Origin of the sequence: Pseudomonas sp. FW300-N2A2 (assembly GCF_017351735.1) — a bacterium.
Lineage (GTDB): Bacteria > Pseudomonadota > Gammaproteobacteria > Pseudomonadales > Pseudomonadaceae > Aquipseudomonas > Aquipseudomonas migulae.
Window position 1 is genome coordinate 1 of sequence record NZ_JACNDU010000014.1, and the last position, 20,229, is coordinate 20,229.

At 59.7% G+C, this 20,229-nt stretch carries 17 protein-coding genes and 2 tRNA genes; 15 read left to right on the plus strand and 4 right to left on the minus strand.

The features are described 5' to 3' along the window. The first annotated feature begins 327 nt into the window (after positions 1 to 327). The 8 genes from J4E42_RS17805 (at position 328) to J4E42_RS17840 (ending at position 10,187) form a co-directional block, all read left to right on the plus strand. Entirely contained in the window at positions 328 to 2,778 is a 2,451-nt protein-coding gene (locus J4E42_RS17805; RefSeq protein ID WP_207285785.1) for a penicillin acylase family protein, read from the plus strand. 198 nt (positions 2,779 to 2,976) lie between these two features. Continuing rightward, a complete protein-coding gene (locus J4E42_RS17810; protein ID WP_207285786.1) occupies positions 2,977 to 4,011 on the plus strand; it encodes a ligase-associated DNA damage response exonuclease in 1,035 nt (344 codons plus the stop codon). Continuing rightward, positions 4,008 to 5,696: an ATP-dependent DNA ligase gene (locus J4E42_RS17815; protein ID WP_207285787.1), complete on the plus strand. Its 1,689-nt coding sequence runs from the start codon at positions 4,008 to 4,010 to the stop codon at positions 5,694 to 5,696. Before J4E42_RS17810 ends, J4E42_RS17815 begins: the two co-directional genes overlap by 4 nt. Before the next feature lie 307 nt (positions 5,697 to 6,003). After that, the gene (locus tag J4E42_RS17820) at positions 6,004 to 6,786 is read left to right on the plus strand and encodes a transporter substrate-binding domain-containing protein (protein ID WP_008030070.1); all 783 of its coding nucleotides are present in this window, start codon (positions 6,004 to 6,006) and stop codon (positions 6,784 to 6,786) included. A 56-nt stretch (positions 6,787 to 6,842) separates the two neighbouring features. After that, the gene (locus J4E42_RS17825; RefSeq protein ID WP_008030068.1) at positions 6,843 to 7,571 is read left to right on the plus strand and encodes an ABC transporter permease; all 729 of its coding nucleotides are present in this window, start codon (positions 6,843 to 6,845) and stop codon (positions 7,569 to 7,571) included. After that, on the plus strand, positions 7,568 to 8,278 hold the full coding sequence (locus J4E42_RS17830) for an ABC transporter permease (protein ID WP_008030066.1): 711 nt from the start codon (positions 7,568 to 7,570) through the stop codon (positions 8,276 to 8,278). Before J4E42_RS17825 ends, J4E42_RS17830 begins: the two co-directional genes overlap by 4 nt. A 12-nt stretch (positions 8,279 to 8,290) precedes the next feature. Beyond that, positions 8,291 to 9,409, plus strand: coding sequence for a succinylglutamate desuccinylase/aspartoacylase family protein (locus J4E42_RS17835; protein ID WP_008030064.1), 1,119 nt, complete (start codon positions 8,291 to 8,293; stop codon positions 9,407 to 9,409). A 13-nt stretch (positions 9,410 to 9,422) separates the two neighbouring features. Then, positions 9,423 to 10,187, plus strand: a complete 765-nt coding sequence (locus J4E42_RS17840) for an ABC transporter ATP-binding protein (RefSeq protein ID WP_008030062.1) — start codon at positions 9,423 to 9,425, stop codon at positions 10,185 to 10,187. Between the two features lie 131 nt (positions 10,188 to 10,318). On the opposite strand, the gene J4E42_RS17845 is transcribed toward J4E42_RS17840, so the two are convergent. Beyond that, positions 10,319 to 10,528 carry a hypothetical protein gene (locus J4E42_RS17845; protein WP_084321795.1) on the minus strand — a complete coding sequence of 70 codons (210 nt, stop codon included), beginning with the start codon at positions 10,526 to 10,528 and terminating at the stop codon, positions 10,319 to 10,321. Positions 10,529 to 10,635: 107 nt separating this feature from the next. Continuing rightward, positions 10,636 to 11,202, minus strand: coding sequence for a dCTP deaminase (gene dcd / locus J4E42_RS17850; RefSeq protein WP_008030058.1), 567 nt, complete (start codon positions 11,200 to 11,202; stop codon positions 10,636 to 10,638). 353 nt (positions 11,203 to 11,555) lie between these two features. On the opposite strand from dcd, the gene J4E42_RS17855 reads away from it, so the two are divergent. Then, on the plus strand, positions 11,556 to 11,765 hold the full coding sequence (locus J4E42_RS17855) for a cold-shock protein (protein ID WP_002554837.1): 210 nt from the start codon (positions 11,556 to 11,558) through the stop codon (positions 11,763 to 11,765). A 168-nt stretch (positions 11,766 to 11,933) separates the two neighbouring features. Here J4E42_RS17855 and J4E42_RS17860 read toward each other — a convergent pair whose 3' ends face one another. Next, positions 11,934 to 12,941 (minus strand): DUF481 domain-containing protein, encoded by a 1,008-nt coding sequence (locus J4E42_RS17860; protein ID WP_207285788.1) that lies wholly within the window; start codon positions 12,939 to 12,941, stop codon positions 11,934 to 11,936. A gap of 253 nt (positions 12,942 to 13,194) precedes the next feature. Between J4E42_RS17860 and J4E42_RS17865 the strand changes: the two genes are divergently transcribed. The 4 genes from J4E42_RS17865 (at position 13,195) to J4E42_RS17880 (ending at position 17,968) form a co-directional block, all read left to right on the plus strand. Continuing rightward, entirely contained in the window at positions 13,195 to 13,548 is a 354-nt protein-coding gene (locus J4E42_RS17865; protein WP_008030054.1) for an MGMT family protein, read from the plus strand. 43 nt (positions 13,549 to 13,591) lie between these two features. Next, entirely contained in the window at positions 13,592 to 15,151 is a 1,560-nt protein-coding gene (locus tag J4E42_RS17870; RefSeq protein ID WP_008039268.1) for an AmpG family muropeptide MFS transporter, read from the plus strand. Positions 15,152 to 15,281: 130 nt separating this feature from the next. After that, positions 15,282 to 16,997, plus strand: coding sequence for a proline--tRNA ligase (locus J4E42_RS17875; protein ID WP_207285789.1), 1,716 nt, complete (start codon positions 15,282 to 15,284; stop codon positions 16,995 to 16,997). Positions 16,998 to 17,014: 17 nt separating this feature from the next. Next, positions 17,015 to 17,968 carry a hypothetical protein gene (locus J4E42_RS17880; protein WP_008030049.1) on the plus strand — a complete coding sequence of 318 codons (954 nt, stop codon included), beginning with the start codon at positions 17,015 to 17,017 and terminating at the stop codon, positions 17,966 to 17,968. 115 nt (positions 17,969 to 18,083) lie between these two features. On the opposite strand, the gene dinB is transcribed toward J4E42_RS17880, so the two are convergent. Beyond that, positions 18,084 to 19,145, minus strand: coding sequence for a DNA polymerase IV (gene dinB, locus J4E42_RS17885; protein WP_008030047.1), 1,062 nt, complete (start codon positions 19,143 to 19,145; stop codon positions 18,084 to 18,086). 301 nt (positions 19,146 to 19,446) lie between these two features. Between dinB and J4E42_RS17890 the strand changes: the two genes are divergently transcribed. Together J4E42_RS17890 and J4E42_RS17895 are read left to right on the plus strand one after the other, a co-directional pair. Beyond that, positions 19,447 to 19,523: transfer RNA gene (locus tag J4E42_RS17890), tRNA-Met, on the plus strand. Positions 19,524 to 19,917: 394 nt separating this feature from the next. Next, positions 19,918 to 19,994, plus strand: a tRNA-Met gene (locus J4E42_RS17895). Positions 19,995 to 20,229: the final 235 nt, after the last annotated feature.

A 20,229-nucleotide genomic window follows, 5' to 3' on the forward strand; every position in this document is an offset into this window, starting at 1 on the left:
ATGGCGGCGGGCCCACGGAGCAGGACCGGAGCGAGGGCATGCCGAGCCACAGCGAGGCACCGAACGAAAGGGGCAAGAGCGCTTTGGTTACTTTCCGCCGGGCCGCGCAGGCTTTTCGAAAGTGACTCGCCGTAAGGGCGAAACCAATAGCCGCCGTCACCCCCAAAATGGATATGTACTCCGAGCCAAAAAAACAACAGCATCAACCCCAACCATCACGGTTTATCCGACAAATCCTGAAATAACCCCCTACCCTGCTTGCGCGGCCACCTCCTGCTCTCTAACGTAGCGCCTTTACTGACGCTACCCCCCCGCAGGAGCTTTGCCATGGCCTCGCCAGCCCTCACACATTTTCTTCCCCGGTTCGGCGTTGCCGCAGCAGTGGCCGGTGTTTTGAGCCTCTCCGGTTGTCAGACCTGGAACGCCCAAGACACGCTCCCGCCCACCACCGGCGTGCAGCCACTCAAAGGTCTGGCGCAAAACGTTTCGGTGCGCCGTAACGCCATGGGCGTGCCGTTGATCGAAAGCAGCAGCTTCCACGACGCGCTGTTCACCCTCGGCTATGTACACGCGAGCGACCGCATCACCCAGATGGTCACCCTGCGCCTGCTGGCCGAAGGCCGGTTGTCGGAGATGTCCGGTTCGGACCTGCTGGACGCCGACCGCTACATGCGCGCCGTCAACCTGAAGAAAAGCGCCGGCGAGTTGTACAAGGCCTCTTCGCCGCGCCTCAAACGCTTCTTCGAAGTTTATGCGCGCGGGGTCAACGCCTACCTGTTCCGCTACCGCGACAAGTTGCCGGCCGATCTCACCGCCACCGGCTACAAACCCGAATACTGGAAACCGGAAGATTCGGCGCTGATTTTCTGCCTGCTGAATTTCAGCCAATCGGCGAACCTGCCCGAGGAAATTTCCTCGCTGGTGCTGGCCCAATCGGTCACCACCGACAAGCTCCCGTGGCTGACACCGTCCGCCCCCGACGAAAAACTGCCGGTGGCCGAAGCCGAAAAACTTCAGGGTCTCAAGCTCAACGGGGCGATTCCAGGCCTCGCCGAAATCAGCAAAGCCACCGGCCAACTGTCCGACCTGAATCTGCTGGGCGCCACATCATCGAACAACTGGGCGATTGCCCCGCAACGCAGCCGCAGCGGCAAAAGCCTGCTGGCCAGCGATAGCCATGGGCCGCTGGGCGTGCCGTCGCTGTTCAGTTATGTGCAGATTCGCGCGCCGAAATACCAGGCGTCCGGCGTGACCATCGCCGGTTTGCCGATGGTGCTGGGCGGTTTCAACGGCAAAGTGGCGTGGAGCATGACCTCGGTCATGGGCGACAACCAGGACCTGTTCCTGGAAAAAATCCAACGCCAGGGCAACGGCCTTTCCTACGAACTCGGCGGCAAATGGCAGCCGGTTATCGTTCGCAACGAAACCTATTTCGTCAAAGGCCAGCGGCCGATTCGCGAAGCGGTGTACGAAACGCGCCACGGGCCGCTGCTCAACAGCGCCAAAGGCACGGCACTGGGCAACGGTTTGGGCCTGGCGTTGCAGACACCGAACTTCACCGATGACAAATCCCTGGACGCGTTTTTCGACCTGTCTCGCGCGCAAACCGTGGAGAAAGCCTCGGACGCTAGCCGTGAAATCCGTGCCATCACGCTGAACCTGGTCTTTGCCGACGCCAGCAATATTGGCTGGCAAGTCACCGGTCGTTACCCGAACCGCCGCGAAGGCGAAGGCCTGCTGCCATCGCCGGGTTGGGAAGGTCGTTATGACTGGGACGGTTACGCCGACGCGATGCTGCACCCGTACGATCAAGACCCGGCGCAAGGTTGGCTCGGCACCGCCAACCAGCGGGTCATTCCCCATGGTTACGGCATGCAGCTGTCCAATTCGTGGTCGGCACCGGAGCGTGGCGAGCGCATGGCCGAACTGGCCGGCGTGGGCAAGCACGACACACGCAGTGTGATCGCCATGCAATACGATCAGACCACCACGTTCGCCGCCAAACTGAAAAAGATGTTTGCAGCGCCGGGCATGGCCAAGCCGCTCAAGCAGGCCATTGAAGCCCTGCCGGTAGCCGATCGCGGCAAGGCGAACGAAGCGTTTACCCGCCTGATGGCGTTCGACGGCAAACTCGCCGCGACCTCCGCCGATGCAGCGATTTACGAGCTGTTCCTGCAGGAAAGCGCCAAGCAAACCTTCCTCGACGAACTGGGCCCGGAAAGCAGTCCGGCGTGGAAAGCCTTTATCGCCAACGGCAAGTTGTCCTACGCGGCGCAGGCCGATCATCTGTTGGGGCGTGAAGACAGCCCGTTCTGGGATGACGCACGCACGCCGCAGAAAGAAGACAAACCGGCGATTCTCGCCCGCAGCCTCGCGGCGGCCATCACCGCAGGCGACAGTCAGTTGGGCGGCGATCACAAAGCCTGGCAGTGGGGCAAACTGCACCGCTATGAATGGAAGAACGCCAGTGGCCAGACCGTACGCGGTCCGCTCGCGGCCGGCGGCGATCACACCACGTTGAACACGGCGGCGTTCGCCTGGGGCCAGGACTTCAACACCACGCTGGCACCGGCCATGCGCTTCATCGTCGATTTCGGCCAGACCGAACCGTTGATGGGCCAGAACGGCACCGGCCAGTCGGGTAACCCGGCGAGTCCGAACTACCTCGACAGCGTTGATCCGTGGTTGAAGGGGCAATACGTGAGTCTGCCGATGCAGCCGCAGAACTTCGACAAAGTCTACGGGACCAAGCGGTTGACGCTGACACCCGGCAAATAACGCAATCCCCTTGTAGGAGCTGGCTTGCCAGCGATGGTCGTTAACGATTACGCGCACTGCCTGGTTAAACGCGGTGCATGTGAGTCCATCGCTGGCAAGCCAGCTCCTACAGGGATGTTATTTACTGTGAAGTTTCGATAGAACTTCTGACCTCGCCCAAACCTCATAGCTAACAAGTCCCTCCATTTTGGTAACAACATGGATCTTGTTATCGCGCGTCCCGAAGGTTTGTACTGCCCGGCCGGGGATTTCTATATCGACCCGTGGCGGCCAGTCGAACGTTCGGTCATCACTCACGCCCACGGCGATCATGCCCGAGGCGGCAACCAGCATTATCTGGCAGCCGCGCCCGGCGAAGGCATCCTGCGCGCGCGACTGGGCCAGGACATCAATCTGCAAACCCTGGCCTATGGCGAGCGGTTGCTGCATCACGGCGTCACGCTGAGTTTCCACCCCGCCGGCCACGTACTCGGTTCGGCGCAGGTGCGCCTGGAATATGGTGGCGAAGTCTGGGTCGCCTCCGGGGATTACAAAATCGAACCCGACGGCACCTGTGCGCCGTTCGAACCGGTGCGCTGCCACACCTTCATCACCGAATCGACCTTCGGCCTGCCGATCTATCGCTGGCCGCCTCAGGCGCAGGTGTTTGCCGAGATCAATCAGTGGTGGCAAGCCAATGCCGCCGAAGACAAGACCAGCGTGCTGTTCTGCTATTCCTTCGGCAAGGCGCAGCGGATTCTCCACGGTATCGACGCCCGCCTCGGTCCTATTCTGGTGCACGGCGCCGTCGAGCCGCTCAACCGGGTGTATCGAGAAAGCGGCGTTTATCTGCCACCAACGCTCCACGCTGGCGAGGTGAAAAAGAGCGACCCGATGATGCGCAAGGCGCTGGTCCTGGCCCCGCCCTCGGCGGGCGGGAGCACCTGGATGCGGCGCTTCGGCGATTACAGCGATGGCTTCGCCAGTGGCTGGATGCGCTTGCGTGGCACGCGTCGGCGACGGGGAGTGGACCGGGGTTTTGTGCTGTCGGACCACGCCGACTGGCCAGGCCTGCTCTGGGCAATCGAACAGACCGGCGCCGAACGCGTGATGGTCACCCACGGTTCGGTCGCGGTCCTGGTGCGCCATTTGCGCGAGCAGGGTCTCTACGCCCAGGAGTTCACCACCGAGTACGGCGACGACGAGGAAGACATCACCGACACCGAACCGCAAAGCGCCGAGGTGCTGCCGTGAAGGCCTTTGCCCGGTTGTACGCCGAGCTCGACGCGACAACGTCCAGCAACGCCAAACTGGCAGCGATGCAACATTACTTCGCTCAGGCCGCCCCGGAAGACGCCGCATGGGCGGTGTACTTTTTGTCCGGCGGGCGACCTCGGCAACTGGTGCCGGTGCGCATCCTGCGTGAACTCGCCGAGGCGTATTCCGGCCTGTCGCCGTGGTTGTTCGAAGAGAGTTATCAGGCGGTGGGCGATCTGGCGGAAACCATCTCGCTGGTGCTGCCCGAATCGCCCCACAGTTCCACCGACGGGTTGGCGGTGTGGATCGAAGACAAACTGCTGCCCTTGCGCGGCGAACCTCCCGACGTGCTCGCCCAGCGATTGCCCGAACTCTGCTCGCAACTGGACCGCCCCGGCCTGATGCTCTGCATCAAACTGATCACCGGCAGTTTTCGCGTCGGCGTCTCCAAGTTGCTGGTGACCCGCGCCTTGGCAGCGATGGCGCGGCTCGACAGCAAACGCGTGGCTCAGCGACTGGTGGGTTACACCGACCTCTACAGCCGTCCCAGCGCAGCCAGTTACCTGAAACTGATCGCCGCCGAGTCGGCCGATGAACACTCACAACGGGGCGGCCAGCCGTATCCGTTTTTTCTCGCTCACGCGTTGTCGCAGCCGGTGGAGCAATTCGAAACCCTGCTCGGCCCCGCCAGCAACTGGCAAGTGGAATGGAAGTGGGACGGCATCCGCGCCCAAGTGGTCAAGCGCGATGGACGACTGTGGATCTGGTCGCGCGGCGAAGAATTGGTCACCGAGCGTTTTCCCGAATTTGACAGCCTGGTCTGCGGCTTGCCCGACGGTACGGTGATCGACGGCGAGATCGTTGCGTGGAAAACCGCACCACCGAGCACCGAAGATGCCTTCGATCCACTGGCGCCGAACCCACCGGCGGTGCAACCGTTCGCCCTGCTGCAACAGCGGATCGGCCGCAAGACCCTGGGCAAGAAAATCCTCGATGATGTGCCGGTGGTTGTACTGGCCTTCGACTTGCTGGAATGGCAAGGCGCAGACTGGCGCAACCAGCCTCAAGCCAGGCGGCGCACCCAACTGGAACAGGTCATCACCCAGTGCAACAACCCGGTGTTACTGCCCTCCCCGGTGTTGACCGGCAAAGACTGGCCCGACCTCGCCCACCAACGCGAAGCCTCCCGCAGCCTCGGCGTCGAAGGCATGATGCTCAAGGCCCGGGATGCGCTGTATGGCGTCGGCCGGACCAAGGACATGGGCGTCTGGTGGAAGTGGAAAGTCGACCCGTTCAGCATCGACGCCGTGTTGATTTACGCACAACGCGGCCATGGTCGCCGAGCCAGTCTGTACAGCGATTACACGTTCGCGGTGTGGGACAGCCCGCCCGGCGCCAGCGAGCGCACGCTGGTGCCATTCGCCAAGGCGTATTCAGGCCTCACCGACGAGGAAATGCGCCAGGTCGACAGCATCGTGCGCAAGACCACGGTGGAGACATTCGGCCCTGTGAGCAGTGTAAAACCGAGCCTGGTGTTTGAATTGGGGTTTGAGGGGATCGCCTTGTCCAAGCGCCACAAGAGCGGGATTGCGGTGCGGTTTCCGCGGATGTTGCGGTGGCGCAAAGACAAGAACGTTGACGAGGCTGACAATCTCGCCACCCTGCAGAATCTTTTGGGTTAACCAATCCCCTGTAGGAGCCGGCTTGCTGGCGATGAACGATAACTCGGTCATTCTGAATCACCGCGTCGATCCGATCGCCAGCAAGCCGGCTCCTACGAAAAGCTTGATCACGTGTTCAATGACGGTGCAGCTATTTCCCGGCGCCCGTTTTCGTGCATAAATCCCGTCCAGCCATTTCTTGAATCACCTTTTAAAACGCTTGTTCGGGACTCTGGTTCGGAAATTGCTACTTTCAATAGGTCTTACGCTTTCCAGTAACAATAATTCTGCGCCACAAGCGCTCATATTGGTTCTTAGGGATTGAATAATGAAAAAAGCATTGCTGACCCTTTCTGCACTGGCGTTGTGCATGGCTGCCGGCTCCGCGCTGGCCAAGGAATACAAAGAACTGCGTTTTGGCGTTGACCCTTCCTATGCTCCGTTCGAGTCGAAAGCGGCCGACGGTAGCCTGGTGGGCTTTGATATCGATCTGGGCAATGCCATCTGTGCCGAGCTGAAGGTCAAGTGCAAATGGGTCGAAAGCGATTTCGACGGCATGATTCCGGGCCTGAAGGCCAACAAATTCGACGGTGTGATCTCTTCGATGACCGTCACCCCGGCCCGCGAAAAAGTCATCGACTTCTCCAGCGAGCTGTTCTCCGGCCCAACCGCGTATGTGTTCAAGAAAGGTTCCGGCCTGACCGAAGACGTCGCGTCCCTGAAAGGCAAGACCGTAGGCTACGAGCAAGGCACCATCCAGGAAGCCTATGCCAAGGCCGTGCTGGACAAGGCTGGCGTGAAAACCCAGGCCTATCAGAACCAGGATCAGGTGTATTCGGACCTGATGTCCGGTCGCCTCGATGCCGCGATCCAGGACATGTTGCAAGCCGAACTGGGCTTTTTGAAGTCGCCAAAGGGCGAAGGCTACGAAGTCAGCAAGCCGGTTGACAGCGAATTGCTGCCAGCCAAAACAGCTATCGGTATCTCTAAAGGTAACAAAGACCTCAAGGCACTTTTGGATAAAGGTATCAAAGCGTTACACGATGATGGCACCTACGCCACCATTCAGAAGAAACACTTTGGCGATCTGAATCTGTACAGCGGCAAATAATGCCCGGCGCCCATCTCGCGATGGGCGCTTTTTTCATCCGATCAGGTTGCTGATTTATGTTCGAAAACCTATTACAAAATCTGGGGCTCTCAGCCTTCAGCCTCAAGGGCTTCGGTCCGTTGCTGATGGAAGGCACCTGGATGACCATCAAATTATCGGCGTTGTCGCTGCTGGTGGCCGTGTTGCTCGGTCTGCTCGGCGCCAGTGCCAAACTGTCAAAAGTCAAACTCGTGCGCGTCCCGGCGCAGGTCTACACCACGCTGATTCGCGGCGTGCCGGACCTGGTGCTGATGCTGCTGATTTTCTACAGCCTGCAAACCTGGTTGACGTCGTTCACCGATTTCATGGAATGGGAATACATCGAGATCAACCCGTTCAGCGCCGGGGTCATCACCCTGGGCTTCATTTATGGCGCGTACTTCACCGAAACCTTTCGTGGCGCGATTCTCGCGGTGCCCCGGGGCCAGGTCGAAGCGGCCACCGCCTATGGCCTCAAACGTGGCCAGCGGTTCTGGATCGTGGTGTTCCCGCAAATGATGCGTTTCGCCCTGCCGGGTATCGGTAACAACTGGATGGTGATGCTCAAGGCCACCGCGCTGGTGTCGATCATCGGCCTCGCCGACCTGGTCAAGGCTGCCCAGGACGCCGGCAAAAGCAGTTATCAACTGTTCTACTTCCTGGTGCTGGCTGCGCTGATTTACCTGCTGATCACCAGCGCCTCCAACGTCATCCTGCGCTGGCTTGAACGCCGCTACGCCGCTGGCTCCCGGGAGGCCGTACGATGATCGAACTCCTGCAGGAATACTGGAAACCCTTCCTTTACACCGACGGCTACAACATCACCGGCCTGGCCATGACCCTGTGGCTGCTCAGTGCGTCGATCTTCATCGGTTTCCTGGTGTCGATCCCGCTGTCCATCGCCCGGGTGTCGCCGCATTTCTACATTCGCTGGCCGGTGCAGTTCTACACCTACCTGTTTCGCGGGACGCCGCTGTATATCCAGCTGCTGATTTGCTACACCGGCATCTACAGCCTGGCCGCCGTGCGAGAGCAGCCGATACTCGATGCGTTCTTTCGTGACGCGATGAACTGCACCATCCTCGCCTTCGCCCTGAACACCTGCGCCTACACCACGGAGATTTTCGCCGGGGCAATTCGCAGCATGGCCCACGGTGAAGTCGAAGCGGCCAAAGCCTACGGCCTGACCGGCTGGAAGCTGTATGCCTACGTGATCATGCCGTCAGCCCTGCGTCGCTCGCTGCCTTATTACAGCAACGAAGTGATCCTGATGCTGCACTCGACCACCGTCGCGTTCACCGCGACCATCCCGGACATTCTGAAAGTCGCGCGGGACGCCAACTCGGCGACCTTCCTGACCTTCCAGTCGTTCGGCATCGCCGCGCTGATCTACCTGACCGTCACCTTTGCGCTGGTCGGCCTGTTCCGCCTCGCCGAACGCCGATGGCTGGCGTTCCTCGGGCCGACCCACTAGGACTTTTCGCACATGCGCCACCAGATACATGACTTGCTGGCCCCGCTGCCGGGGACCGCACGACAGATTCACAGCTTCCACTTCGGCCCGACGTCGGCCCAGGGCAAGATCTACATCCAGGCGTCCCTGCACGCCGATGAAATGCCCGGCATGCTGGTCGCCTGGCACCTCAAACAACGCTTGGCCGAGCTGGAAGCCGCCGGCCACCTGCGCAGCGAAATCGTGCTGGTGCCGATTGCCAACCCGGTCGGTCTCGAACAAGTGCTGATGGATGTACCGCTGGGCCGCTACGAGCTCGAAAGCGGGCAGAACTTCAATCGCTGGTTCGTCGATTTGAGCGAGGAAGTCGGCAATGAGATCGAAGGCCAGCTCGGCGACGATCCGCAGCGCAACCTCGAACTGATCCGCAACAGCCTGCGCCAGGCTCTGGCGCGACAGACTGCCAGCACTCAACTGCAATCCCAGCGCCTGATCCTGCAACGACTGGCCTGTGACGCGGACATGGTGCTGGACCTGCATTGCGATTTCGAAGCGGTCGCGCACCTCTACACCACGCCCGAGGCCTGGCCACAGGTCGAGCCGCTGGCCCGCTACATCGGTGCCGAAGCGAGTCTGCTGGCCACCGATTCCGGCGGTCAGTCGTTCGACGAATGTTTCACCCTGCTCTGGTGGCAGTTGAAAGAGCGCTTCGGCGAACACTTCGACATTCCGCTCGGCAGCTTCTCGGTCACCGTCGAATTGCGTGGCCAGGGCGACGTCAATCACCCGTTGGCCAGCCTCGACTGTCAGGCGTTGATCGATTACCTGATTCACTTCGGCGCGATTGCCGGCGAACCGGCGCCACTGCCGGAGCTGCCGTATCCCGCCACGCCGCTGGCGGCCGTCGAACCGGTGGCCACGCCCGTGGGCGGTTTGCTGGTGTTCACCGCGCTGCCGGGGGAATACCTGGAGGCCGGGCAACTGATCGCCGAAATCGTCGACCCGATCAACGATCTCGTCACCCCCGTTCACTGCACTGTCGCCGGGCTGATGTACGCCCGCTCGCTACGGCGCATGGCCACTGCCGGCATGGTGATCGCCCACGTCGCGGGCACCGAAGCCTATCGCAGCGGCTACCTACTTTCGCCTTGAGGATGCATGCCCCATGTACAAACTGACCATCGAAGGCCTGCATAAAAGCTATGGCGATCATCATGTGCTCAAAGGCGTTTCACTCAAGGCCAACACCGGCGACGTCATCAGCCTGATCGGCGCCAGCGGCTCGGGCAAAAGTACCTTTCTGCGCTGCATCAACTTTCTCGAACAGCCCAACGACGGCGCCATGAGCCTGGACGGCCAGAACATCCGCATGATCAAGGATCGCCACGGCATGCACGTGGCCGACGCCGATGAACTGCAACGGATCCGCACCCGCCTGGCCATGGTGTTCCAGCACTTCAACCTGTGGAGCCACATGACCGTGCTGGAAAACATCACCATGGCTCCGCGCCGGGTGCTGGGTTGCAGCAAGCAGGAAGCCGAGGACCGCGCACGTCGTTACCTCGACAAGGTTGGCCTGGCCGCACGCGTGGCGGACCAGTACCCGGCGTTTCTTTCCGGGGGCCAGCAACAGCGGGTCGCCATTGCCCGCGCATTGGCCATGGAGCCGGAAGTCATGCTGTTCGACGAACCGACGTCTGCGCTCGACCCGGAGCTGGTGGGTGAAGTGCTCCGAGTGATCCAGGGCCTCGCCGAAGAAGGCCGGACCATGATCATGGTGACCCACGAAATGAGCTTCGCCCGCAAAGTGTCGAGTCAGGTGCTGTTTCTGCACCAGGGCCTGGTCGAGGAAGAAGGCGCGCCGGAAGACGTACTGGGCAATCCGAAGAGTGAACGGCTGAAGCAGTTCCTCAGCGGCAACCTCAAGTAACACGTAGCCGTTGTAGGAGCGAAGCTTGCTCGCGAAAGCGGTGGATCAGGAGAGAAAGATGTCGGCTGACCCACCGTCTTCGCGAGCAAGCTTCGCTCCTACCAATATAAGCCATTCATTCGCGTGGTTGATCACACAACCGGCGCGGGAGGCGGCTCATCCGGCAGGGTCGGCTCACCGGGTTCGGTGGGTTGTTCGTTGGGGGTATCGGGATCAGGCTGGCCGGGGATGCCCCCCGCCATGCTGATAGGCGGATGTGCCAGCAACGACCAGGCCAAAACGCCAACCTGATTGGGCTCAAGCCTTGCCAGTTCGGCACTTATACGCGGGTCGATCTTCATATAGCACTCCTGAGCGATGGCCCGATCCGCCTTGCGCAGATCGGAGCAGTACACCCCATAGAGTGTACGCTCGCCCAGGAATTCCCACGGTTTGTCAGACGGTTGACTCAGGTGCGTGGCAGCGTCACGCCGCGTTGGCCCTGATACTTGCCGCCACGGTCTTTGTAGGACACTTCGCACTCTTCGTCGGACTCAAGGAACAGCATCTGCGCCACGCCTTCGTTGGCGTAGATCTTCGCCGGCAGGTTGGTGGTGTTCGAGAATTCCAGGGTCACATGACCCTCCCACTCAGGCTCAAGCGGGGTGACGTTGACGATGATGCCGCAGCGGGCATAGGTGCTTTTGCCCAGGCAAATGGTCAATACGTTGCGCGGAATACGGAAGTATTCGACGGTGCTGGCCAGGGCGAAGGAGTTCGGCGGGATGATGCAGACGTCGCTGTGGATATCGACGAAGCTGCCGGCATCGAAGTTTTTCGGGTCGACGATGGCCGAATTGATGTTGGTGAACACTTTGAAGTGATTGGTGCAGCGAACGTCGTAGCCGTAACTCGACACGCCGTAGGAGATCACTCGGCTATCGTCGCTGCCGCGCACCTGGCGCTCGACGAACGGTTCGATCATGCCCTGCTCTTGCGCCATGCGGCGAATCCACTTGTCCGATTTGATGCTCATGGCGGGTGTCCTGAATAGCGAGGTGGAAAAAATCTGTCCGGCATCTTACCGGGGCGCGCCGCCGGTTCAAAGTCCGGGGCACAATTCTTGGCGATCCCCCTTAAATTCCGGACCTCGACGGCAATACAATGCACCGTCAGTCACGAAAACAGAGAAACCTTCGCTGGAAGCATTGGCACGTTCCGGAAAAAGGGTTAAGGTGGCGCCACTGTGCTGCTTGTGTCACTGAGAATCTCTACACGATATGTTGAATTTCGATCCAACCATCTACAAGAATTTTTCCTGCTCTTTGCACTCAGTCTCGGCCAGGGTTCTTCCTGAGTCGCAGTTATCTTTGTTCAAGGAGTTACACCATGTCTAATCGCCAAACTGGTACCGTTAAGTGGTTCAACGATGAAAAAGGCTTCGGCTTCATCACTCCACAATCCGGTGACGACCTGTTCGTTCACTTCAAAGCTATCCAATCCGACGGCTTCAAAAGCCTGAAAGAAGGCCAACAGGTTTCTTTCATCGCTACCCGCGGTCAGAAAGGCATGCAAGCTGAAGAAGTTCAAGTTATCTAACTTGTACTTGCTTTAGTAAAAAGCCCCGCCCTTAAAAGCGGGGCTTTTTTGTGGGCGGGTGTTTTGTAGTGATCCAAACGCTATGGACAGTACTGACGCCTTCGCGGGCAAGCCTCGCTCCTACAGATCACTAGGACGTGTAGGAGCGAGGCTTGCCCGCGAATGGTTTTACCAGGCCACACCGAACCCTGCGGTGTAGCGGGTCTTGTCCAGATCGGCATCGTCTGTACCGCTGATGATGTCTCGCTCGGCCTTCAGGTTAAGCGACGCCCACTCGGTCACTTTGTAGCGCAAGCCCATTTCGGCATCGAGCGCATAATCCGCCACACCCGACAACGGCTTGCCCACTTCGCCATTGGTGAAGAACTCCACCTTCTTGCCGATCAGGTAGCGGTTGTAATCCCACTTCATCGCCAGGGAATAGAAGTTGTCCTTGCTGCCGTCGGAGAACTGGTAGTCCGTGTGATTGAACAGCGAGCCGAGCGAGAATGCGCCTAGCTCGTCATCCCAAAACTGGTAACCCGGACCGGTACCGACGGTGCGCTGACGGGAGAGCTCTTCAACTTTGTCGCGCTTATAAACCGCACGGCCCTGCCAGAACCATTTCTCGGTCAGGAAGCGGTCGAGCGAGTACTCGCCCCGCCAGTTGTCGGTGGTGACCACGTCATCCTGGAATTCACGGTTGTACTCGCCTTCGGCGATATGCCGCCATCTGCCATGGCGTGCAGTGGTCTTGAAGTCGATATCGTAGTCGTCGGTGTCCTTTTCCGCCCGCTGGTAATCCAGCGCCGCATCGATATTGCCTTTCCAGACCAGATCTTCAACCACCGGCTTGGGCTTGAGAATCTGCTGGATACTCGCCAGCTCGACGGTCTTCGGTGCCTCGCCGTTTTCCAGCGTCACCTTGCCGTCGTCTGCCGCGTGCAGCGACTTGGCCTTCTCGCCGCTGTAGGCATCCTGCTTGACCAGCAACTCCTGATCGCTCTCCAGGGTTTTGACCTGCTTCCAGTCGATCGGAACCGAACCGGCGTATTCGGTCTGGATCACCAGCTTGCCGCCGTCGAACAGAGTGATCTTGCCACTCAGCTTGTCACCGTTCTTTAACCACACGGTGTCGGCGAGCAAGGGCGTGGAAGCACTCAGGACAGCGAGGCACAACAGGGTTCTGGACACCATAAGCAAAGACAGGCTCAAATTTGCGAAAAAAGTCGGCATTATCCATAGGAATAAGGCCCTAACAAGGACTGACCCGCCCATCTCTATTGAGTTCATTTCTCAATTACTGATCGAGGATTTACCCTACAGACGGTCAGCCACTGTAGGTGCGAGCCTGCTCGCGATAAACTCAAGATCGACGCGTTTTCCCAGACAGCTCGCGTTATCGTTAACGACCATCGCGAGCTGGCTGGCTCCTAAAGGGATCCCGGATGTGACCGACGCCGATGCAGAAACCGAAAGCCCTGCGCAAATCCGACGCACGGCGCTGTACCTCACTCTGGCGCAGGTGCCCGAGGGCAAAGTCGTGAGTTATGGTCAACTTGCCGAACTCGCAGGACTGGGTCGCGCCGCGCGCTGGGTCGGTCGTACGCTCAGCCAGTTGCCCGGCGACACCAAACTGCCCTGGCACCGGGTACTCGGTGCCGGCGGTCGGATCAGCCTGCCCGTGGGCAGTCCTTCAGGGGACGAGCAACGCGCACGATTGCGCTCTGAAGGCGTCAGTGTCCTGAACAATCGTGTTGATATTCAGCGCCATGGCTGGCGCCCGGTAGAGCACAGCGGTTAGAGTGCGCGCTTTGTTTCCGTAATCTTGAGGCAGACTTCAGCCCATGCCCCGTAAAACCTGGCGCGCCGCGCTCGCCGCCTATGCCAGCCCATCGACACTTGTGCTGTTGTTGCTTGGTTTCGCCGCCGGCCTGCCCTACATGCTGGTGTTTTCGACACTGTCAGTCTGGTTGCGTGAAGCCGGTGTGGCTCGCGAAACCATTGGCTATGCAAGCCTGATCGGTCTGGCCTACGCCTTTAAATGGGTCTGGTCACCGTTGCTGGACCAATGGCGCCTGCCATTTCTCGGCAAGCTCGGTCGCCGTCGCTCGTGGCTGGTACTTTCCCAGGCACTGGTAATCCTCGGCTTGATCGGGATGGGTTTCTGCGACCCGCAAAAACACTTGTCCTGGCTGATCGCCATTGCTGTAGTCGTGGCCTTCGCCTCGGCAACGCAAGACATCGCGGTCGACGCCTATCGCCTGGAAATCGCCGAGGACAGCCGCCAGGCTGCCCTGGCCGCCAGCTACATGTCCGGCTATCGGATCGCGGCACTGCTGGCCACTGCCGGCGCCCTGTTCTTCGCCGAAGGCTTTGGCTCCACTGGTTTCAACTACAAGCATTCGGCATGGGCCGGCACTTACCTGCTGTTCGGCGCACTGATGGTTCCGGCGCTGCTGACCTCTTTCTTCATGCGCGAACCGCCGGTGCCATTGCGCACGCAACTGCAGGCCGGGCGCTACAGCTTCGTGCATCAACTGGCCTCGGTGTTCGTACTGATCGTGCTGCTGGTTTCCGTGCCGGCCATGTTCACCCAGCTCTACAACACCGACTTCGCCAGCGTGCTGTTTGACGGCGTCAGCCTGCTCGACCTGCTGCTCCAGGACCGCGCATTCCTGCGGGCGATCCTCTACACCTCGCTCACCGCGATGTGCCTGTCGGCCATAGGCCGTCGTGGCCTGGCGCCGGTGCTGACACCGGTCAACGACTTCATTCTGCGTTACCGCTGGCAAGCGCTGCTGCTGCTCGGGCTGATCGCCACGTATCGGATGTCGGATACGGTGATGGGCGTGATGGCCAACGTGTTCTATATCGACCAGGGCTTCACCAAGGATCAGATTGCCAGCGTCAGCAAAATCTTCGGCCTGATCATGACGCTGGTCGGCGCCGGCATGGGCGGCCTGCTGATCGTGCGTTTCGGCATCCTGCCGATCCTGTTCATCGGCGGCGTGGCGTCAGCGGGCACCAATTTGCTGTTCCTGATGCTCGCCGACATGGGCGCCAACCTGAACATGCTGATCCTGACCATTTCCCTGGACAACTTCAGCTCGGGCCTGGCGACCTCCGCATTCGTCGCCTACCTGTCGAGCCTGACCAACCTCAAGTTCTCCGCCACCCAATACGCCCTGCTCAGCTCGATCATGCTCCTGCTGCCGCGCCTGATCGGTGGCTATTCCGGGGTCATGGTGGAAAAATTCGGCTACCATGATTTCTTCCTGATCACCGCGCTGCTGGGCGTTCCGACGCTGGTGTTGATCGCCTTGCACTGGTTCCAGGAGAGCCGCCGCGAAGGCCCAACCCCAAAGCCTGAGCCGGTTCCAGCCCAGGTCGCGGAAGAATCGTAGGAAGCATCGCAAAGGGCGTGGAGATTCCCGCCCTCCTGCCACACCACCGACCGCGCGCCTGTACGCCAGCAGATCTCGCCCGTACAATGCTCCGTCATTTCTCGTCATCAGCAACCGACAACGGCCAACCATGCGCACCAGTCAATTTTTGCTCGCCACACAGAAAGAAACGCCTTCCGACGCGGTCGTCATCAGCCATCAGCTGATGCTGCGCGCCGGCATGATCCGCAAACTCGCCTCGGGCCTGTACACCTGGCTGCCGATGGGCTTGCGAGTAATGCGCAAGGTCGAAGCCATCGTTCGTGAAGAAATGAACGCCGCAGGCTCTCTTGAAGTGTTGATGCCGAGTACACAACCGGCTGAGCTGTGGCAGGAATCCGGTCGCTGGGAAGAATACGGCCCTGAATTGCTGCGCTTCAAGGATCGCCACGGTCGCGACTTCTGCGCAGGCCCGACCCACGAAGAAGTGATCACCGACCTGATGCGCAACGAGTTGAGCAGCTACAAACAGCTGCCGATCAACCTGTATCAGATCCAGACCAAATTCCGTGACGAAATCCGCCCACGCTTCGGTTTGATGCGCGGCCGCGAATTCATCATGAAGGACGCCTACTCGTTCCACGCTGACCAGCCTTCGCTGCAGGTCACCTACGACCGCATGCACCAGGCGTACTGCAACGTGTTCACCCGTCTGGGCCTGAAGTTCCGCCCGGTTGAAGCTGATAACGGCTCCATCGGCGGCGCCGGCTCCCACGAATTCCACGTACTGGCCGAATCCGGCGAAGACGACATCGTCTTCAGCAACGGCTCCGACTACGCAGCGAACATCGAAAAAGCCGAAGCGGTACCGCGTGAAACCTCTCGCGCCGCACCGACTGAAGAGATGCGCCTGGTCGACACGCCAGATACCAAGACCATCGCCGCGCTGGTGGAAAAATTCAATCTGCCGATTGAAAAGACCATCAAGACCCTCGTGGTTCACGCTGAAGAGAAAGGCAAGCTGATTGCCCTGATCATCCGTGGCGACCACGAGCTGAACGAAATCAAGGCCGCCAACCAGCCTGGCGTTGCCAGCCCGCTGGTCATGGCGTCCGAAAGCGAACTGCGCGACGCCATTGGCGCCGGCGCCGGCTCCCTCGGCCCGCTGAACCTGCCGCTGCCGATCATCATCGACCGTTCCGTCGAGCTGATGAGCGACTTCGGTATCGGCGCGAACATCGACGACAAGCACTACTTCGGCGTGAACTGGGAGCGTGATCTGCCGGTTCCGACCGTTGCCGACCTGCGTAACGTCGTGGCCGGTGATCCGAGCCCGGACGGCAAAGGCACCCTGGAAATCAAACGCGGCATCGAAGTCGGGCACATCTTCCAGCTGGGCAACAAGTACAGCAAAGCGATGAAGTGCGAAGTGCTGGGCGAGAACGGCAAGCCGGTCACCCTGGAAATGGGTTGCTACGGCATCGGCGTTTCCCGCGTGGTAGCTGCGGCCATCGAGCAGAACAACGACGCCAACGGGATCATCTGGAGCGACACACTGGCGCCATTCCAGATCGCGCTGGTGCCGCTGCGCTACGAAACCGAACAGGTTCGCGAAGCGACCGACAAGCTGTACGCAGAGTTGACTGCGGCCGGCTTCGAAGTGCTGCTGGACGATCGCGACAAGAAAACCAGCCCGGGCATCAAGTTCGCGGACATGGAGCTGATCGGCATTCCTCACCGGATCGTGGTCAGTGACCGCGGCCTCGCCGAAGGCAATCTGGAATACAAGAGCCGCACCGAGCCCGAGGCGCAAGCGCTGCCGGTCGCTGACGTGCTGTCCTTCCTCCAGGCCCGTATCCGCCGCTGACACCAGATAGAGAAGTCATGTTCAAGCGAAACACCTTAGGCCTCGGTGGTGCCGCCCTGTGCGGCACCCTGCTGGTCAGCGGCTGCGCCAATCACATGTCGCAACGCAGCGAGCACGAGGCTCGTGTCGAGCGCAAATTGCTCGATCACAGCCTGCAGATCGATGTCGGTGAGCCCAAGGTGCTTGAGCTGCCGCAACGTCGGGTGAAGATCCACGAGCAGAAGACCTTCGAAGTCACCGAGTTCGAAGTCACCCGTCATTACGATCGCTACACGCCTTACCAACCCTGGCGGGAGGTCTACGAGATCCCGCTGGGCGCGGTGGCCGTGGTGGCCGGTGTCGGCGCGAACGTGGTCAACGTGTTCGCCCTCGGCAACCTGCCGGATAGCGTGACCAAGGACTGGTTCAGCTACGGTTTCGCCGGGCTCAACCCGTTCATGAACGCGCCGTCTCACGGTCGTGCGCAGCAGAACCTCGCCGGTATCGACGAAGTCCAGCTCGACAAGCGCACCGAATACTCGAGCCTGCCCTGGAGCGAGCGCCCGGTGGAGGTCAAGGCCGGCAAGGAAACGTTCGAGCTGAGCACCGACAAAAACGGTGTGTTGCGCCTGAACCTGCTGGACAGTCCGTTCGCCGAACATGACATCAATCACCTGAGTCGCCTGCTGATCAAGGTCGAAGATAGTCAGGACGATGTGCACACGGATTCGACCCTGGCGGTCAGCAGCTCGTTGCGCGGCAAGTTGCTCGAAGCCCACGGGCTGATTTACGACGATCTTGAAGACGACGAAGTGAGCCAGTGGGTACACCGGGTCAAGCGTCTGTCGGAGCTGGGTCTGGAAGAAGAAGCCAGTGAGCTTGAACAGAGTTTGATTGAGCTGACGCGTAACGATCCTGAGTTGCAGACCGAATTCCTCAAGTCGTTGACCAAGGATGCCGGGCGGCTGGTCGCGGATCCGGGACCGAACTAAAAGCAAAAGCTTCGCGAGCAAGCCCGCTCCCACAGTTGACCGTGTTCACCTGAACAACTCGGTCAACTGTGGGAGCGGGCTTGCTCGCGAAGAGGCCCGGAAATCCACCGCAAATCTAGCGCTCAAACAACTCCATCTGCTCAAACCCTCCGCGCAAATCCTCCAGCCTCACCCCGATCCCCAACAACCGCACCGGTTTCCCGCCGCGATTGAACGCCTGGGTCAGCAACAACTGATAACTCCCCAGATCCCGCCCTGCCCCGGCCTGCTCCAGCGTGGTCTGGGTAAAGTCATGGAATTTCACTTTGACGAACGGCTTGCCCGGCCGATAGCTGTTGTCGATTCGCGCCATGCGGCCCGCCAGGGTTTCCAGCAACTCGGGCAATTTATCCAGACAGCTCACCAGATCCGGCAGATCCACGTCATAGGTGTTTTCGACACTGATCGATTGCCGCCGACTGTCGTTGTGCACCAACCGATCATCGATCCCACGGGCCAGACTCCACAATCGCTCGCCAAAACTGCCGAATTCACGCACCAGCGCCAACTTGTCCCATTCGCGCAAATGCGAGCAATCGACAATACCGAGCCTGCCCAGTTTGTCGGCAGTCACTTTGCCAACGCCATGGAGCTTGCTGACAGGCAAACCGCTGACGAAATCCTCGACCTGATCCGGCGTAATGACAAACAAGCCATTGGGCTTCTTCCAGTCGCTGGCGATCTTGGCCAGGAACTTGTTCGGCGCCACGCCGGCGGAAACCGTGATGTGCAATTGATTGGACACCCGACGACGGATGTCCTGGGCAATTCGCGTGGCGCTGCCGCCGAAGTGCGCACTGTCCGACACATCGAGGTAAGCCTCGTCGAGGGAAAGCGGTTCGATCAGGTCGGTGTAATCGCGAAAGATCGTGTGAATTTCCTTCGAGGCTTCCCGGTAGGCGTCCATGCGCGGCTTGACGATGGTCAGGTCAGGGCACAACTTCAAGGCGTGCCCCGACGACATCGCGGAACGCACGCCATACGCCCGCGCTTCATAGTTACAGGTGGCAATCACCCCGCGCCGATCCGCCGAACCACCCACCGCCAGGGGTTTTCCGGCGAGGCGCGGGTCGTCGCGCATCTCGATGGCAGCGTAGAAGCAGTCACAATCGACGTGGATGATTTTTCGCTGGCTCATATAAAAGCGGTGTTCATGGCGTAGAATTGGAGTCAAGGCATGCCGGATCTGCAGTATCTCACCGACACCTGTATATAGCACCAGTAGTCTGAATGTTCTTACCCAATGGTAGGAAAAGTTACAGATGAATTTATTTTCTCAATCGAAAGTGCCCCTGCGATAGAGCTGCAAGCCTTGCCAGGCCTGACTCACAGCCGATCACACCGCCCTCTATCAGAGCTAAGCGATTGAACCAGAACAGGTTTTATCTGGATTGAAGGTTGACAGCCCGGCGTTCCTCTGTAGAATGCCGACACACAGACGCGGGATGGAGCAGTCTGGTAGCTCGTCGGGCTCATAACCCGAAGGTCGTCGGTTCAAATCCGGCTCCCGCAACCAAACATCAAAAAAGGCTACTCGAAAGAGTGGCCTTTTTTGTGCGCGCGTGTTTTGCCATGCGATTCGATTTCAATTCATGCACGCTTTCCTGTAGGAGCCGGCTTGTCTGCGGGCGGCGCTCCGACGATGGTCGTTAACGATAACGCGTGCTGCCTGAATCAACGCGGCGCACTCGAGTCCATCGCCAGCAAGCCGGCTCCTACAGGTAATGCGCATCGGTGCGTCCCCCAACATTCCGTGAGTAATTTGTTTTTTGACAGCACGGAGAAATCGTTCTGATTCCGAAACTTAACGCTCCCCTGCGACCGTTCGCCGCTTATTTACGCTTATTTGACCCGGCGCCGGATTAACGGTTGACACACTGGCGTATCTCTATAGAATGCCGCCACACAGACGCGGGATGGAGCAGTCTGGTAGCTCGTCGGGCTCATAACCCGAAGGTCGTCGGTTCAAATCCGGCTCCCGCAACCAAACATCAAAAAAGGCTACTCGAAAGAGTGGCCTTTTTTGTATCTGTTGAAAAAGTCCTTTCGCAACAATGACCTGTCACTGTGTAGGGAAGCGTTCGGGATCACCTGAGTTCTGAGTTCAGACTATGCTGAATCGCAGACAGAACCCCCTACGACGGATGCCATGCCATCGCCGCTGATCGGTGAGAGGCGTTAATATTTGTGATTATTTTTTTCTACAGGGATTGGTAACTTGG

Bases quoted from the DNA above. Each gene is read 5' to 3' on its own strand.
- J4E42_RS17805 (WP_207285785.1), top strand. From the start codon at position 328: ATGGCCTCGCCAGCCCTCACACATTTTCTTCCCCGGTTCGGCGTTGCC.
- J4E42_RS17810 (WP_207285786.1), top strand. From the start codon at position 2,977: ATGGATCTTGTTATCGCGCGTCCCGAAGGTTTGTACTGCCCGGCCGGG.
- J4E42_RS17820 (WP_008030070.1), top strand. From the start codon at position 6,004: ATGAAAAAAGCATTGCTGACCCTTTCTGCACTGGCGTTGTGCATGGCT.
- J4E42_RS17825 (WP_008030068.1), top strand. From the start codon at position 6,843: ATGTTCGAAAACCTATTACAAAATCTGGGGCTCTCAGCCTTCAGCCTC.
- J4E42_RS17830 (WP_008030066.1), top strand. From the start codon at position 7,568: ATGATCGAACTCCTGCAGGAATACTGGAAACCCTTCCTTTACACCGAC.
- J4E42_RS17835 (WP_008030064.1), top strand. From the start codon at position 8,291: ATGCGCCACCAGATACATGACTTGCTGGCCCCGCTGCCGGGGACCGCA.
- J4E42_RS17840 (WP_008030062.1), top strand. From the start codon at position 9,423: ATGTACAAACTGACCATCGAAGGCCTGCATAAAAGCTATGGCGATCAT.
- J4E42_RS17845 (WP_084321795.1), bottom strand. From the start codon at position 10,528: ATGAAGATCGACCCGCGTATAAGTGCCGAACTGGCAAGGCTTGAGCCC.
- dcd (WP_008030058.1), bottom strand. From the start codon at position 11,202: ATGAGCATCAAATCGGACAAGTGGATTCGCCGCATGGCGCAAGAGCAG.
- J4E42_RS17855 (WP_002554837.1), top strand. From the start codon at position 11,556: ATGTCTAATCGCCAAACTGGTACCGTTAAGTGGTTCAACGATGAAAAA.
- J4E42_RS17860 (WP_207285788.1), bottom strand. From the start codon at position 12,941: ATGGTGTCCAGAACCCTGTTGTGCCTCGCTGTCCTGAGTGCTTCCACG.
- J4E42_RS17870 (WP_008039268.1), top strand. From the start codon at position 13,592: ATGCCCCGTAAAACCTGGCGCGCCGCGCTCGCCGCCTATGCCAGCCCA.
- J4E42_RS17875 (WP_207285789.1), top strand. From the start codon at position 15,282: ATGCGCACCAGTCAATTTTTGCTCGCCACACAGAAAGAAACGCCTTCC.
- J4E42_RS17880 (WP_008030049.1), top strand. From the start codon at position 17,015: ATGTTCAAGCGAAACACCTTAGGCCTCGGTGGTGCCGCCCTGTGCGGC.
- dinB (WP_008030047.1), bottom strand. From the start codon at position 19,145: ATGAGCCAGCGAAAAATCATCCACGTCGATTGTGACTGCTTCTACGCT.